The sequence below is a fragment of the Prosthecobacter sp. genome, assembly GCF_046154365.1.
Lineage (GTDB): Bacteria > Verrucomicrobiota > Verrucomicrobiia > Verrucomicrobiales > Verrucomicrobiaceae > Prosthecobacter.
In genome coordinates this window covers 1-14,587 of record NZ_JBJXFV010000069.1, presented here as the reverse complement: position 1 = coordinate 14,587, position 14,587 = coordinate 1, and the positions used below count along the sequence as shown (strand labels likewise).

The 14,587-nt window shown below is 59.4% G+C and carries 10 protein-coding genes; all 10 read right to left on the bottom strand.

What is annotated here, in order from left to right:
* Window positions 1-4: 4 nt before the first annotated feature.
* The 10 genes from ACKVY0_RS09215 to ACKVY0_RS09170 all read right to left on the bottom strand — a co-directional run bounded on the left by ACKVY0_RS09215 (window position 5) and on the right by ACKVY0_RS09170 (window position 14,544).
* Window positions 5-1,444 carry a DUF1080 domain-containing protein gene (locus tag ACKVY0_RS09215; RefSeq protein WP_409214517.1) on the bottom strand — a complete coding sequence of 480 codons (1,440 nt, stop codon included), beginning with the start codon at window positions 1,442-1,444 and terminating at the stop codon, window positions 5-7.
* Entirely contained in the window at window positions 1,441-2,697 is a 1,257-nt protein-coding gene (locus ACKVY0_RS09210) for a polysaccharide pyruvyl transferase family protein (protein WP_409214516.1), read from the bottom strand. The genes ACKVY0_RS09215 and ACKVY0_RS09210 overlap by 4 nt, the downstream gene beginning before the upstream one ends.
* Window positions 2,698-2,701: 4 nt before the next feature.
* Entirely contained in the window at window positions 2,702-4,747 is a 2,046-nt protein-coding gene (locus ACKVY0_RS09205) for an FAD-dependent oxidoreductase (RefSeq protein WP_409214515.1), read from the bottom strand.
* Window positions 4,748-4,824: 77 nt separating this feature from the next.
* The gene (locus tag ACKVY0_RS09200) at window positions 4,825-6,054 is read right to left on the bottom strand and encodes a DUF1552 domain-containing protein (RefSeq protein WP_409214514.1); all 1,230 of its coding nucleotides are present in this window, start codon (window positions 6,052-6,054) and stop codon (window positions 4,825-4,827) included.
* Between the two features lie 118 nt (window positions 6,055-6,172).
* Window positions 6,173-6,979, bottom strand: coding sequence for a GxxExxY protein (locus tag ACKVY0_RS09195; RefSeq protein ID WP_409214513.1), 807 nt, complete (start codon window positions 6,977-6,979; stop codon window positions 6,173-6,175).
* Between the two features lie 69 nt (window positions 6,980-7,048).
* Window positions 7,049-9,715, bottom strand: a complete 2,667-nt coding sequence (locus ACKVY0_RS09190) for a DUF1592 domain-containing protein (RefSeq protein WP_409214512.1) — start codon at window positions 9,713-9,715, stop codon at window positions 7,049-7,051.
* 162 nt (window positions 9,716-9,877) lie between these two features.
* Window positions 9,878-10,777, bottom strand: coding sequence for an SGNH/GDSL hydrolase family protein (locus ACKVY0_RS09185; protein ID WP_409214511.1), 900 nt, complete (start codon window positions 10,775-10,777; stop codon window positions 9,878-9,880).
* Window positions 10,774-12,204: an ankyrin repeat domain-containing protein gene (locus ACKVY0_RS09180; protein ID WP_409214510.1), complete on the bottom strand. Its 1,431-nt coding sequence runs from the start codon at window positions 12,202-12,204 to the stop codon at window positions 10,774-10,776. Before ACKVY0_RS09180 ends, ACKVY0_RS09185 begins: the two co-directional genes overlap by 4 nt.
* A 149-nt stretch (window positions 12,205-12,353) precedes the next feature.
* Window positions 12,354-13,682 carry a DUF1552 domain-containing protein gene (locus ACKVY0_RS09175; RefSeq protein WP_409214509.1) on the bottom strand — a complete coding sequence of 443 codons (1,329 nt, stop codon included), beginning with the start codon at window positions 13,680-13,682 and terminating at the stop codon, window positions 12,354-12,356.
* A 115-nt stretch (window positions 13,683-13,797) separates the two neighbouring features.
* Window positions 13,798-14,544, bottom strand: coding sequence for a GxxExxY protein (locus ACKVY0_RS09170; protein WP_409214508.1), 747 nt, complete (start codon window positions 14,542-14,544; stop codon window positions 13,798-13,800).
* Window positions 14,545-14,587 lie beyond the last annotated feature (43 nt).

The window sequence follows — 14,587 nt, the reverse complement described above, 5'->3', positions numbered from 1 at the left end:
CTTGTCAATCGACCGTGATGCGTGAAACAATCACCTCATGCGTCTTCCGGTCGATGGAATACAACACCCCCGGCTCGCCTCGATCCCAAGCGAAAGACTGACCGTGCGCCATGATGGGAATCGCTGCTTTCCAGGTCAAAACGTCACCCGTGACCGGCAGATCGAGCACATACAGCTCCTGCGCATCGTGCCCGGTGATGAACAGATGCCTCGCAGGCCCAAAACTGCCACCGGAACTGCTGTTCTTGCCGAACTTCGCCACCGCCTCGGCAGGAAAGCTCAGCGCGCCGGTTTTCTTCCACTGTGTGTCGAAGGTGACGATGCGCGTCTTCGCAGGATCGCCGGTTTTCGCATACTGCGCAAAGCAGGCATACCAACAGCCATCGCGACGATCCACCCAGGTCAGCGAGCCGTCCGCATCGGTGAGGTCGATGGATTCAATGTGCTGCATCGTTCTCCGATCCCAAACCTCCACCGAGCTGCGCATTGGCATCTCGGGATAGTTTGAGTGCGCACACCAGAGTTTGCCGCCGAGGATCAATCCGGCGTTGAGATGCTTGATGTGACCTCCAGCATTCTCTTTCCAGCCGCCGACGCGTTCACCGCTGTCTTTGCGGTATTTGCCGATGGCCGTGTTTGTGATCGCATAGAAGTGCTCCGCATCCACCGCCACGCCTTGATGTGCCTCTTCGGCTTTGAAACGTTTCAACTCCACGTGCCGCCACTCGCCCTTTTGCGATTCCAGCATTTTGTTCACGCGCCCCTGTTCCTTGCGCAAGGCAACGTCAGGAATCGGCATCGGCGTGAGATTTTCGGAAACGAGCTTTTCATCCGCCGGAATCGACCGCCAGCGCAGATTTTTGAACCACACATCCGCGCCATGATACTGGAGCGACAGGTTCGCGCCGCGTTTCGTCAAATCACCGCCACGGATGCGCAGCACCTCCAGCTCATGAAACCAGCGCGGGTCAGTGTAGTCGAAGTCGATCACCTTCTCGCCATTGAGCCAGTGCTGGATCACCGCGCCTTGGCACACGATGCGCCCCTCGTTCCATTCGCCAAACGGCTTCACGACATCCTTCGTCGGCGCCATGCAGAAGAAGAGCGACGCGGCAGCCTGACGCGGATTCTCACCATAGGGGCTGTTGGCGTTGTCGAGCAGTTGATACTCATACTGTGTGGGACGGTAATACACGCCACTGTTGCAGCCCTTCGCCACCTTCCAGTCAAAGCGCAGCTCGAAATCATCCGGCACCTTCGCCTTCTCATACACCAGCGATCCGCCTTTCTTGATGCAGGCCAGCTCACCATTCACCACCGACCAGTTGCCGCCGTGCTTCCAGCCGTCGAGCGTCTTGCCGTCGAAGATGGCTTCATAACCTGGCTCCAGGGCCGATGCCTGGGCGGAAAGCAAAGTCAGTGCGACGATGAAATGAAATCTCATGCCTCAAGAACGCTCCTCACATGCTTCATCGAGCCGGAAAAACATTCGTGAACGTAAGCCATCGCCTTCTTCACCTTCGCTTGAGCAGCGGGATAATCGGCATCAATCGCGAACAGTGTCTGCGCCATCTTCTCAGCGGGCGTTTCGTCCATTTCGAGCAGCCACTCGCCCAGACCGATGTCCTGGAACATCCAGCACTTCGGCGAATGGAACTCGGAGTAGGTGTGAATGATCGGTGTGCCGTTCGCCAGGGCGATGATCGGTGAATGCGGCTCGTGGCAGACGATGGTGTGGGCGCGAGCGAAAATCGAAGCCGCTTCATCGGCGTTCCAGAACTCATCGAGGTTCACCACATGCTTCTGGATGTCTGGCGGCAGCGGATCGTGGATGAGGCGCTTGTTGTGCGACATCTCCTTCTTCACCTCGGGGGCGATGAGCACCTTGTGGCCGGTCTTTTTCACCCAAAGCGTCACCAGCTCGCGATACTTGGCCGCACGGCGCTCGTCGTCCGCGATCTGCTCCGACGTGGGATGCAGCGGATTGAGCTTCGGCGTGCGTGAGTCGTCCACGCCGGGCAGTTTGGCGGTGTTCGTGCGCAGTTGCAGCGTGATGAACTTCCGTTCCTCCAAGCCGAGCTTCTGCATCGTGGCGAGCCCACGCGCGTCATCGCGCACGTCGATGCCGAAGCAGCCATCCGGCCCGAACTCCGCCTTCACACCCGCGCCTTTGAGAATGGCGAGCGTCTTCGTCTCCCGTGTGTAGATGAACGACGCGCCGTTGAGCAACGCAATGCGTTCTGCCGCGCCCTTGCCCTCGACCATGCTGGGGAAAAACGATTGGCCGAACAAGCCATAAGATTTGCCGTGCTTTTGGCAAAACTGCATGTGAGTGAGGTCCTGACCCATCCCGGAGTTGCGGATGAAGAAATCACACGCCTTCACCGCCTCCTGGAGCTTGCGGTCATTTTCACCGTCCTTGAAGAGGTTGCCTTGCATGATCTCCACCTTGGGAAAACGCGTCTTGAGCATCGCCGTGACACGGTCATCGAGCTTCATCGCCCACAGCACGATCTTCACCTCCGGCAGATGCTCCTCAATGACCCGCAGCGTACCCGGCGTGTGTCCGATGTCGCCGATGTTCACGGTGTCCCAGGCGGATTGCAGCAGGATGGTCTTCGGTTTGCCATTCGCGGCAAAAACGGAGCCGCCGAGAGCGGCGGTGATGGCGGAGATGAAGTGGCGGCGGGTGTGCATAGGATCAGTTCTTGGATTCAAGGAGTTGCAAGGCATCCAGGATGACGAAGCCATCAGTGCCGGTGTTGCTGAGAGTGATGGTTGTTTCGGTGCCGCTGTCGAGTTCGACTTTGCCGATGCTGCGAAATGCCTCGCCGGACGGCAGCGGCTGCGTTTGATCGACGTTGATCACAATCTTGCCTTCGCCGCGTTGAATCGTCACCGGCACCTTCGTCGCCCGCGTCTCATGCGCCGAATAGGCCATGCGGAGATCGTAGCGCCCCGATTTGGGCGCTTTGAAGCGAAAGAGTGCGATGGACTGACCATCAGCACGTTTGTCGTCGTGGAGGTAACCGGTGCCAATGTGCGGCTTGAAGCCTGACGAGCGGCTCCATTCGCCTTTCAGCTCGGCCTGCGCGTCATCGAGCACGATGCCAGGCAGCGTCTTCGGGTCGATGTTCATCGCGCCTTTCGGCTCGGGTGGCAGGTCAGGCAGCACGGGGAGGTCGAGCACCTGCTTCTGCGCCAGCAAACGCTCGCGCAACGCCGGATAGGGCAGCATTTGCACGGCGAGGTTCTGTTTCACGCTCAAAGCCGCCGCAATACCAGCGCTCTGGCCGAGGATCATCCAAGTCGGCTCCACGCGGATGGAGGAGATGCCCACATGCGTGCAGGAGAGGGCCACAGGCACGAGCAAATTGTCGCACTCGGCGGCCTTCGGTGTGATGGCGCGATACGGGATATGATAGGGATAGCCGTGCTTTCTCCCCGCCATGCGCACCGGCATGATGGTGCCTTCATTGATGACGAATTCGCCCGTGCCGACGCGCTGGCAGTCGTGCGAGTCGATGGGGAAGGATGACACGACGATGGCATCGTCCTTCTTCGGCTCATCCATGATGTCCTTCTGCGAAACGACGTATTCGCCAATCATGCGGCGGCCTTCGCGGACATAGAGCTGAGGCGACCAATGGCCATATTCGGCGAACTCATCACGGCAGAGGCCGATCTGCGCGTATTCCGCACGAATCGCGGCTGGCACTGCCGGATCGGTGCTGAGGAAGTGATGCATCTCCAAAGTGTACTGTTTGTGCGCCTCCCAGATCTTCGCACGATCGGCCTCATTTGCCTCGCTCCAACCATTGCAGGCACCCACGAGGCCCATGGAGAACTGTTTTCCGATGCCGTTGTTCGCATCGAACTTGTTGCCCGGCAACGGATACAAATCCCACAGCAAGTGCGGACGCTTTTCCTGCGCAAAGTAGCGCCGCACGACCTCAAACCGCGCTGGATCGTAGTTCGCCGCTTTGGGGAACGGCACGCGATTCGACGGGTCTTTCGTCACACAGAGGCGGAAGCTGTAAACCATCACGTTCTTGTCGCCAGCCTCGGCGGGACCTGCATCGTCGGCGGTGATGAGCGGCAGCGGCTTACCATCGGCCCCAAGACCCGAAATCGCCATCTTGGCCTTCGGATACTGCTTCCCGGCCAACGATTCGCCGAACTCCTTCCGCCCCTCGCGGCCAATCGTCCAGCTCACGCCTGCCGCAGCCATCAAATCGCCCTCGTAGGAGCCGTCAATGAACACTTTAGCCGCGAAGTCGCCCTCGTTCGTCGTGATATGCGTGATGCGCACGCCCACTTTGTTCACGGAATTGAGCACGCGCTTCGTCATCACCTTCACACCCGCTTCATCGAGCATCTCTTTCGTGATCTTCGCCGCCACATGCGGCTCATAGGTCCAGTGCGTGTGATCTTTTACCCTGACCTGATAAGGCAGCTTCACGCCGCGCTGCTGATAGTCCTTCTCGACGCGGACATGCCACTCATCAAAGAGACCCATCACCGTATTGCGCACCGTTTGATTTGAATCGCTGAAGCACAAGCCGCCTGTGTTCACCCCGCCCACATGAGCTGTCGGCTCCAGCAGGATGACAGACGCGCCTTCACGCGCCGCAGCGATGGCCGCGCAGAATCCACCCGGCGTGGCCCCATAAACAATCACATCCGCCTCCGTGGCGGCGTGCGCGGATAAACCCAGAGCGAAGAACAGAGCGGCGAATCGTGTCATGCGCTTCATCAGGCACCGTCTGGATGGACTTGGACACTCTATTTTTCCGGCATGTCACGGAGTTCAGGCATGGCGCATCACATGGCGATCTCGCTCAAAGTGCCGGTGCTGTCGGCGAAGCGTTCCTGCTTCACGCCCGCGCTTTGAGCCATCGTGAGCCAGAGATTGGCGAGCGGGCGCTTGCCTTCGTAGTGGAAATGACCGCGCTTCATGCTGCCGCCTGCGATGAGCACCTGGAGGTCGGCGTAGTTGTGCTGGTCGCCATCGCTGATGCCACTGCCCATGACGAGGGTGGTGCTGTCGAGGAGGCCGGTGGCTTTGAGGCGTTCGACGACGTGGGCGTAGAATTCGATGTGAAAGCGGTCGATTTTTGCGACGGCGGCTTTGGCTTCATCGCCTTTGGTGTGCGTGAGGACGTGGTGGTTCTGCGGCTTGTCGAACAGGCCGTGAAACATGCGTGGGGAGTCCCAGCGCTCAGGATCAATGACCAGCGTGGCCACGCGGGTGAGATCGTTTTGGAAGGCGAGCACGAACAGCTCCGCTTGAAGGCGCAGATAGTCGCCGCGTGACTCGGGAATGCCCGCAGGCTCGGCCAAAGATGGCTTGCGCATCTGTTTGGCGATCTTCTCGGCCTTCTCAATGCGCTTCTCCGTGGCGCGGACGCTGTCGAGATACTCGCCGAGCTTTTCTTGATCGTCGCGACCGAGACGAGCGTTCAGCGCCTTCGCATCGGCCAGCACGACATCGAGCACGCTGCGTGTGGCAGCGGCATCGGGCTTGCCAAAGAGGCGCTGGAAGACCGTGCGTGGGTTCTTCTCCACATTTGCCGCGTAACCCGGCGCATACCACGAGATGCACTCGTGGTACCGCGTCTCCTTGTTGTCCGTGAAGTCGTTCGTGCTCAGTTCCAGTGAGGGCAGGAGCGAATCCGCGCCAATCTGCCGCGCGATGATTTGATCCAGCGTCGTGTTCGTCGGGAAACCGCCATCCAGCGTCTCCTGCGGTGCTGATGAGGTGAGCCAGCACGAACCACACTGCGCATGCACACCCGTGCCGCCCACGAATTGGCGATCCAGTCCGGTGACGAGCGTGATGTCCTCTTTGACTTTCGACAGCGGTGAAAGCGTGGGCGTCAGTTCCCAGTGGGTGCCTTTGGTCTTCGGCATGAACGAGACCTGATTGTAGCCATTCGGCGTATAGATAAACGCGAAGCGCTGTGGTGCAGATGACGCGGCTTTTGACAGGCTTTCAAAGAACGGCAGCCCGAACGTGACGCCAGCGGCGCGGAGAAAATGACGGCGATTCATAGTTTTGGAAATTGATGCAGATTGGGTGAACCGCAGAGGATGGACGAGCGCAGAGGAATACTTTCTGACTCTGATTTCTTATCTCTGCGCCCGTCCATCCTCTGCGGTTTTATTCGATTCAAATTTGGATTCGCCTCACTCCAGCAGAAAGCATAGCCGGGTGGAAGTTGAGTAAAAATCCAAATCTGTAGCCGCCCTGTTTCAACCGGCTTCGGAGAATGGCTTCATGCAATGACAGCAGCGAGCTAACACTGAGGCAGAAGACGGGGGCTGCATTTGCTACCAAGAGCGGTATCTCGGCTGAATGCCGCAATGCCTGACCGGCAAAGAGCAATGGAATCGGCTTTTGACGCTCAAAGGTGATGCCCCGCTGTTTGAGTTCGTGGCAGAGGCATTCCTCGTAGATGCTAGCGAGCAGCCCTGGACCGACATTGCGATGGACGCTCATCGCCGAATCGAGAATGCCGACAGACAGCGGATCATAACAGCGGCTCTCGCAACTGATGTCTGAGTTAATGGCATCATCCACTTTGGTGAGCGCCTTGCGATGAAGACCTTGCTTGAGGACAGGAACATTGAAGTTGATCAGGAGACCCAGAGGAAACCGCCCCATTCGCATGTAGGTCATGAGTTGGGCCTCATGCACAGGCAATTCATGCTCATGCGACTTGAGTTCCACCGGCAAACGATCATCCGCGAGGATGTCCAGCCGTAGTCCACAATCCAGAAGTTGGCCCATGTAGCGAACAGGCATGCGCATCTGGCACACATGCTTGATGCCACGCCGAGCTAACTGAAGGCTGAGCGCCTCTTCGTAAGCGGCCTCCATATTTCCAGGCCCCAACTCCCGATGCACCTCAATGGCTGCGCCAATGATCTGGCCAGTTAGTTCATTGTCTTGATCAACATCCATTGGTGGATTCATAAAGGGAGAGTGGGAGTTGAACCGCAGAGGATGGACGGGCGCAGAGGAATACTTTCCGAGTCTGATTTCTTATCTCTGCGCCCGTCCATCCTCTGCGGTTAACTTGATATTCATAAACGGATACGACTTCACAATCTCGACGATCACGCGGCTGATTTTCCATCCATCCGCTTTCGCCGCGTCTTCGATCCGTGCGACGACGGGCATGTCATAGACTTCCAGCGGTCTTCCCAGCGCGTAACTCAACAAGTGCTCAATGAATCCGCGAGTGAACTCATGCGGGTTCTGCGTGAGGAGGGCTTTGTAGGCGGCGGGGCCGTCAAAGGGTGTGCCATTCCACTCGGCGCGGGCATCGACGGGCTGGGAGCCGTCTTTTTCACGCCAGGAGCCGATGGCGTCGAAGCGCTCCAATGCGAAGCCGGGAGGATCGAGGCGCACATGGCAGGAGTAACACGCGGGCTTGTCGCGATGCTGCTCAAAGCACTCGCGCACGGTTTGCGGCGCGATCTGGGACTGCGGCTCGTCTTTGAGCGCGAAGGCGACCTTTGGCTCCTGCGGTGGTCGATTGAAAAGCGTCTCCAGCAGCCACGCACCGCGTTTCACCGGGCTGGTGCGCACGGGCAGCGAGGTGATGGTGAGCGGGCCTGCCATGGTCATGTAGCCGCCGCGACGTTTGTCCTTCAACGGCACGCGCAGCCATTGGGAGTTCTGTTTGGCGTCGATGAGCACGTTGCTGTTGCCGGTTTTGCCCGCGAGCGCGGCGACGTCGATGTCGTAGAGCTTGGCGAGTCGTGCATTGAGCCAGGTGTAATCGGCGGCGAGGAGATCAAGGATGCTGCGATCCTCGACGAGCACGGTTTCAAAGAGCAGCAGCGCTTCGACCAGCATGGAACCGTGCAGTGTGACCTTGCCCTGCGGGCCGCTGTAAAAGCCTTTGAAGAGATTGGGATCAGGTTTCGCCGTCATGAGTTGGTCAAGGCGCAGCCATTGCGTGGCAAAGGACTCGCTCATTTCGCGAGCACGCGGATCGCGCATGAGGCGGCGGGTTTGGGCTTCGAGGACGGCAGTGTCCGTGAGACCTGCTGCGAGCAGCTCATCATCTGGAGGCGCGGACCAGAGGAAGTAAGCGAGGCGTGTGGCGAGTTCGTGATCCGCGAGCGGTTTCACACTGCCACGACCCGTCCCCGCTTCAGCGATGTATAAAAAGTCCGGCGAGGTCAAAGCGGCGGCCAGCGCGGCCTTCATCGCGGCTTCGAAGGGCAAATCGCGATCGCGGGCGTCCTCGAAGACTTCCATATAGCGTGACACCGTTTTGTCATCGACTGGACGACGAAAGGCTCGCGTAAGGAAACCGGCGAGCCGTTCATGCGCAGCACGGCGCTTCTCGCGATCGGACATTTTCTTCTCCGGTTCAGCCGCAGGCGTAGCAGCGACGACGGTGGCCCCATCTGTGAGGAAAGCGAGGTCGTCATAGAGCGCGTAGTTGCCGCTGAACTTGGAGCCATTGAGACGCAGACGCGTGATGTGTTCGTTCTTCGGCGCGTGGAAGGCGAAGAAGGTGTTTCCTTTGCCGCCGCCGGTGATGAGTTCGTGCGAAAGTCGCGCCGTGCTGCCACCACTGAAGGTGGCAGTCATCTCGATGCTGCCAGATTCCTTGTCGCGACTCAGCGCGCATAAGGCCAGCTCGGTGATGCCTTCGCCGCTGACGCCGCCTTCGATGGCAAAGTCGAGCGTGAGCACCTTTTTCTGCTTCTCATGGTTCGTGAAGAGCGATTCGCCCGAGGTCTCGCCTGCCGTAGAAAATCCCGCGACCCACACATTCTCCTGCGCGGTGATGAGCAGCGATTTGGAGCCAAAACGCACCCGAATCGGTTCTCCCGCCTTCACCACCGTGCTGCGCCCCGTTGCGTCCCAAACGCCGCCAGTGCCATCTGCGACCGCCGTTTGCATGGCGAAGCGGAATTGGTAATCGAGCGTCGCCACAACCCCGTTTTTGGCTTGGAAGGGCAGATTGAGATTCGGCGCGAACTCCTTGGCCGCAGTCCAGGTGTTCGCCTCACCTTCCTCGATGACGGGCTCGGCTTTCATTGGCTGCGCAGGGTCATGAATCAGTGCGCGGAAGATGCTGCTGAGCTGTGGCAGCTTCGGTGACTCCACGATCTCTCGTGCAGCCGCGAGATACTGCTCCAGCAGCATGGGCGAGAGGTTCATGGCCTCGCCGCGATTGCGAAAACCGTGCTCCGCGCGGTTCTCCCCCGGCAGTCCGAGTTCCGGCAGCAAGACGGGATACTTCAGCCCATACTCGCGCACCAGCACATCCACGCTGTCGCCCATCTTGCCGCTGGCGGGCTGGAAGTAGGCTTTGCTGGAAAGCGGCAGCCGCTCTGGGAACATGAACACGTCCATTTGCAGCCCGAAGAGATCGCGGATGGTGTTGTTGTATTCGAGCCGCGTCAGCCGCCGCAGCACCGGATTGCCAGGATCACGCACGCCGAGTGTCGCATCAGGCCGCGCGGCGATGTCCATGATCCACGTCATCAACTCCTGCCGCTGCGCATCGGTCGGCTGCGACTTCTGCTTCGGTGGCGGCATTTGATGGGATTCGATCTTTTCATACACACTGCGCCAGATCGCACGGTCGCTCATCACCGCAGATTCGTCGGTGAAGCGAGAGAGATCGAGGTTGCTCTTCTTGGTCTCGCTGTCGTGGCAGTCGAAGCAATGCGTCTCAAGCATCGCTCGAAAGTCCGCTGCATTAGCGACTGAGGTTAGGAGGCAAAGCCTGAGACAAAGGCTCTTCATGGGAGATGAGGGACGGATTTTGAACCGCAGAGGGTGGACGGACGCAGAGGAATGCATTTCACATATTGATCTCTGCGCTCGTCCATTCTCTGCGGTTTAGTTCATGGTTAGCTGCTTGCCCACTTGATGCCAAGTCGCCCAAGCAACCGTTTCGAGATAGGTGGCTGTGGTGTCATCCAGCGTGGCGGTTTGGCCCATGGACATGTGCTTGTGCATCCACTTCGCCATCGTGGCTTGATAAGCGTCTGGCTTGAAGGTGGCGAGCCTAGCTTCATCGGCGTCATATTTGCCGTGCGGCCAGACGTGGAAGGTGCGTGGCAGCTTGCCGACGGGACTCTGCTGCGTCAGTGCGGCGTAGAAGCAGGCGAGATTGAGAAAATGGCCCGCGTCTCCGGGATGCGCGCCGTCTTGCGGGTGCTGGAGCTTCAAGTCGGGCCGCTCGGCATAGACACGCGCCCAAGCTGATGAACAGGGCGCAAAGAGCGTGAGGTTGTTTTGTCGTGCGAGGTGGAGGATGCGCTGACGGCCTGCGGCTTCGCGGGCGTCTTTGCCCCAGCCCATCTCATAAAACATCGGTTCACCACCGGCGGCACGGATGGCGGCGCAATATTTCGTCACGGCCTCGGCGTGGGTGGCGCTGCCATCATTGGGCGCTTCATCGCCCATGATGAAACGGCACACGACCATCATGGGCACGATGTCCGGCTTCTCAGCGGCGATTTTGTCGAGAAAAGTCTGCCCTGGCTTCACGCCGTATTCATACTTGTTGAAGCCCGGCTCCAGATACACGCGGATGTCACTGCCGCTGCGGCCCACAGCTTCTGGAATGACCGCACGACCGGCGTGACCGGCGATTTTCCCATCCACGAGCTTTGCCACCTCACGCGGCAGGTCGTTCCAATACATGCTGCTGCTGCCTGCAAAGAGCAGTTTCAGCGGCTCGGCGGCGGTGAGCGGAAAGCAAAGCGCGGAGACTAGGAGCAGGAGGCGTTTCATCGCTGGTTGTAGCCTTTCTTTTTCGGCAGGGAATCACGATCTGGCGGTGGTGGAGGCTCGATGCCGTTCGCGCGCATGATCTCGCCAATCGCGGTGAGTGTCGGCACACTCGGTTTGAAGTTCCCAGGACGGAAGCCTTGGGCGATGAGCAGCGGTGTCCAGCCACGGTCGTTTTTGCGATTCCAGACATCCATCTTTGCGCCTTTGGCCGCGAGCAGCCTGGCAACTTTCGGCAGGCTTTTGTAGGCGGCACCGTGCATGGCGGTTTGGTTTTTTTTATCCACGGCGTTGATGTCGGCTCCGAGGCTCAAGAGGTAGTCGCAGGCGGCGACGCATTCGTCCTCGGTGCCCGCTTCTTCATCCGGCGCATAACAGCCAAGACCGGCGGCAGCCATGAGCGGTGTGGAGCCATCGGCGTTCGGTTTGTGCGGATCCGCACCGAGTTCGACGAGGAGTTTCATCATCGGCAGGTCGGCGTTGCGACTGGCGAGCAGGAAAGGCGTGGCTTGGTTGAAGCTGATGGCTCCGAAGGCCTTCGCTTTGGCCTGAGAGCCGAGCAGCGCATTTGGATTCGCGCCGGCTTTCACGATCTCGCGGATGAAGTCGAGGCTGCTGAGCTTGCCATGCGTGTCCGGCGGCGGCTGGCCGGCTACGTCGTCGCCATGCGGCGGCTTGCGCACCCAAGTGAGCGCGTGAAGCGCGGTGAAGCCGCTGCGGATGTCATTGGGATCAGCGCCCGCTTTGATGATCTCCATCGCCAGTTCGAAGTGGCCGTTTTCCATCGCCAAAAGCACCGCGCTGGTGCCGTCCGGTGCGTCGCGGCCTCCGGCTTTGTCTTCCGTGATGATGGCGTCATGCACATCCGCGCCATGCTGGAGCAGCTTTTTCACCGCAGCGGCTTTCCCCTCACGAGCGGCAAACAAAAATGCGGTGAAACCCGATTTGAGTCGGTGTTTCACATCCGCTCCCTTTTGGATGAGCAACTCAATCACCTCCGCGTGCCCTTCCGCAGCCGCCCACATAAGCGCGGTCTGCCCTGTGCGATCCTGCGCGTCGATCTTCGCGCCTTTTTCGATCAAAGCCTTCACCGCGCCTGGTTTGCCGGTGCGTGAGGCAATCATGAGCGCCGTCTCGCCACCGCGTTGTTTCGCGTTTGCATCCGCTCCAGCCTTCAAGAGCGCCCGCACGATGCTTTCGCTGCCGTTTTGACACGCGAGCAATAGCGGCGTGATGCCGTAACGATTCGCTGCATCGGCCCTCGCACCCGCAGCGAGCATTTGAGCGACGATGTCGGCTTTGTCATGATACGCAGCCCAATGCAGCGCCGTGGTGCCATCAGCCTGCACTGCGTTGAGATCGGCTTTGGCTGCGAGTTGCGCGGAAACAGCGGACCACTCCTGCATTTCGGCGAGTGCAGGAAAATCCACTGCGCTGGCGTGTCCGATCCACAAACACGCGGCTAGCCCCACCAGCCAAAGGAACGCAGTTTTTGAACCACAGAGACACAGAGAACACAGAGGGCTTTCCCTGAGTTCAGTCTCTGTGTCCTCTGTGCCTCTGTGGTTCAAGATCGGTCTCACAGCACTTCAATGATGCCGCTGCTGTCCCCAAACTTCTCCAGCTTCACGCCCGCTTTATCGAGCAGCGTGAGGTGCAGGTTCGCGAGGGGGATGGTTTTCTCGCTGTGGAGGTGACGATTGCCTTTAACGCCGGCATTGGCTCCACCGGCGACGATGACGGGGAGGTTCGTGTGGTCGTGGACATTCGGATTGCCCATGCCGCTGCCGTAGAGGAGCAGGCTGTTGTCGAGCAGTGTGCCATCGCCTTCTTTGGTGGTGGCGAGTTTGGCGAGGTAATCGGCGAAGAGGCTGACGTGGAAGGCGTTGATCTTCGACAAGCGCTCGATCTTGGCGGGATCGTTGCCGTGATGGGAGAGCGGGTGGTGCGGGTCGCTGATGCCGATCTCGGGGTAGGTGCGGTTGCTGGTCTCGCGGGCGAGCTGGAAGGTGATGACCCGGGTGACATCGCCCTGCATGGCGAGAAGTTGCAGGTCAAACATGAGCCGCGCGTGCTCGGCGTAGCTGGCCGGGACGCCGCTGGGGCGGGAGAGGTCGGGCAGCTCGTTTTCGGTGACGGCGGCAGCGGCTTTTTCGATGCGGCGCTCGACTTCGCGGATGCTGTCGAGGTATTGGTTCACGCGGTCACGGTCCTGCGGGCCAAGCTGCTTGGCGAGGCGAGTCATGTCGTCTTTGACGAAGTCGAGCAGGCTGGCGCGGCGCTTCAGCGCGGCCTGGCGGTCAGCCTTGCTGCCTCCATCGCCAAAGAGTTGCTCGAAGACGAGACGTGGATGCGCTTCAGCGGGCAGCGGTGTCGTCGGCGATGACCAGGAGAGGTTGTTTTGATAAACGCACGCGAAGCCGTTGTCGCACTGGCCGACGACTTGCATCAAATCCATGGCGAGTTCGAGCGAGGGCAGTTGCGTCTGCTGACCGATGGCCTTGGCCGCGATCTGGTCGGCCGTGGTGCCGTTGTAGTAGTCGCTGCTCTCGGTGTGCTTCACGCGGGCCGCGCTGAGGAAGGAGGCGTTCGAGGTGGCGTGCGTGCCGGGATACGCGGGCTCGAGTTCGAGATTGGAAATGACTGTGCAGTGCTGCTTCACGGGTTCCAATGACTTCAAGATGGGAGAGAGGTCATCAATCGTGTCCTTGCTCCCCGGCGTCCAGCGCGACTGATCGCAGCCCATGGGGATGTAGATGTAGCTGATGCGCTTCGCGGGCTGCACGACGCGATTTGAGGCCATGGCGGCAGGAACCATCGCATCCAGAAACGGCAGCGAGAGCGTGGCGCCGACGCCGCGCAGGAGATGGCGACGGGAGAGGGCTTTGCGAGTGGTGAAGGTGCTCATACTTGGGGTAACGACGCTGTGAGGTGAAAACTGACAGACGAACCACAGGGGCACCGATGACACAGAGATTTTTCTTGTTCAATCCTCTGTGTTCTCGGTGCCTCTGTGGTTCAAATCATAGCGAAACACGTTTAATGCCAGCAGCCATCGTGGATGTGTTGAAATTGAGGATCAAACCACGCTTCCAGCCGCCTTGTCGCAGGCGGGAGATGGCGGTGGCTGTTTGCACAGGAGTAATGGAATCGGCGCTGACGGGAAACACGGGCAATTCTCGATGGATCAACAACGGCACCTCCGTTTCACAAGACAGGGGTTCGCCATCGCAAAGCAGGGGAATCTTCAGCTCTTTCTCAAACGGCATGTTGTGTTGGGAAAGCTCGTGGCACAGGCACGCCAGATAAGCGCCAGGGAGTATGCCCGGACCGATGTGTCGATGCACTTCGATGGCGGCCTGAATCACGGATCCCGTGAGTTCATCCCTGCCGACGGTAAGATTTGAGGTGTCGGCGGGAGGATTCCAGATACGTGTTTCCGTTTTGCGGATGATGCCTTGCTTCAGCACGGCCACTTGAAAGTTGATCAGGAGCCCCAGCGGAAAGCGCCCGATGCGGAGGTAGGTCATCAATTGCGCCTCATGGATGCCCAAGATCTGCGCGACCACTTTGAGCTCCAGTGGTAGGCAGTTCTCGACCAGCAGATCAATTCGATAGCCGCAGTCCAGGCGAGTGCCCTTATAGCTCAGAGGCAGAGGCACCTGTCGCTGGCTGGCAATGCCTATTTCTGCTTTGTTAGGAGGTTGAAGCCTTCGCCGGAGCAACTTTTTCCCGTTTGCGTTGGCGTTTGAGGGCGTTGGCTGCCGCACGACGACGTTTCTCGTGGCGACGCTCGATGCGCTCGATCAGCGC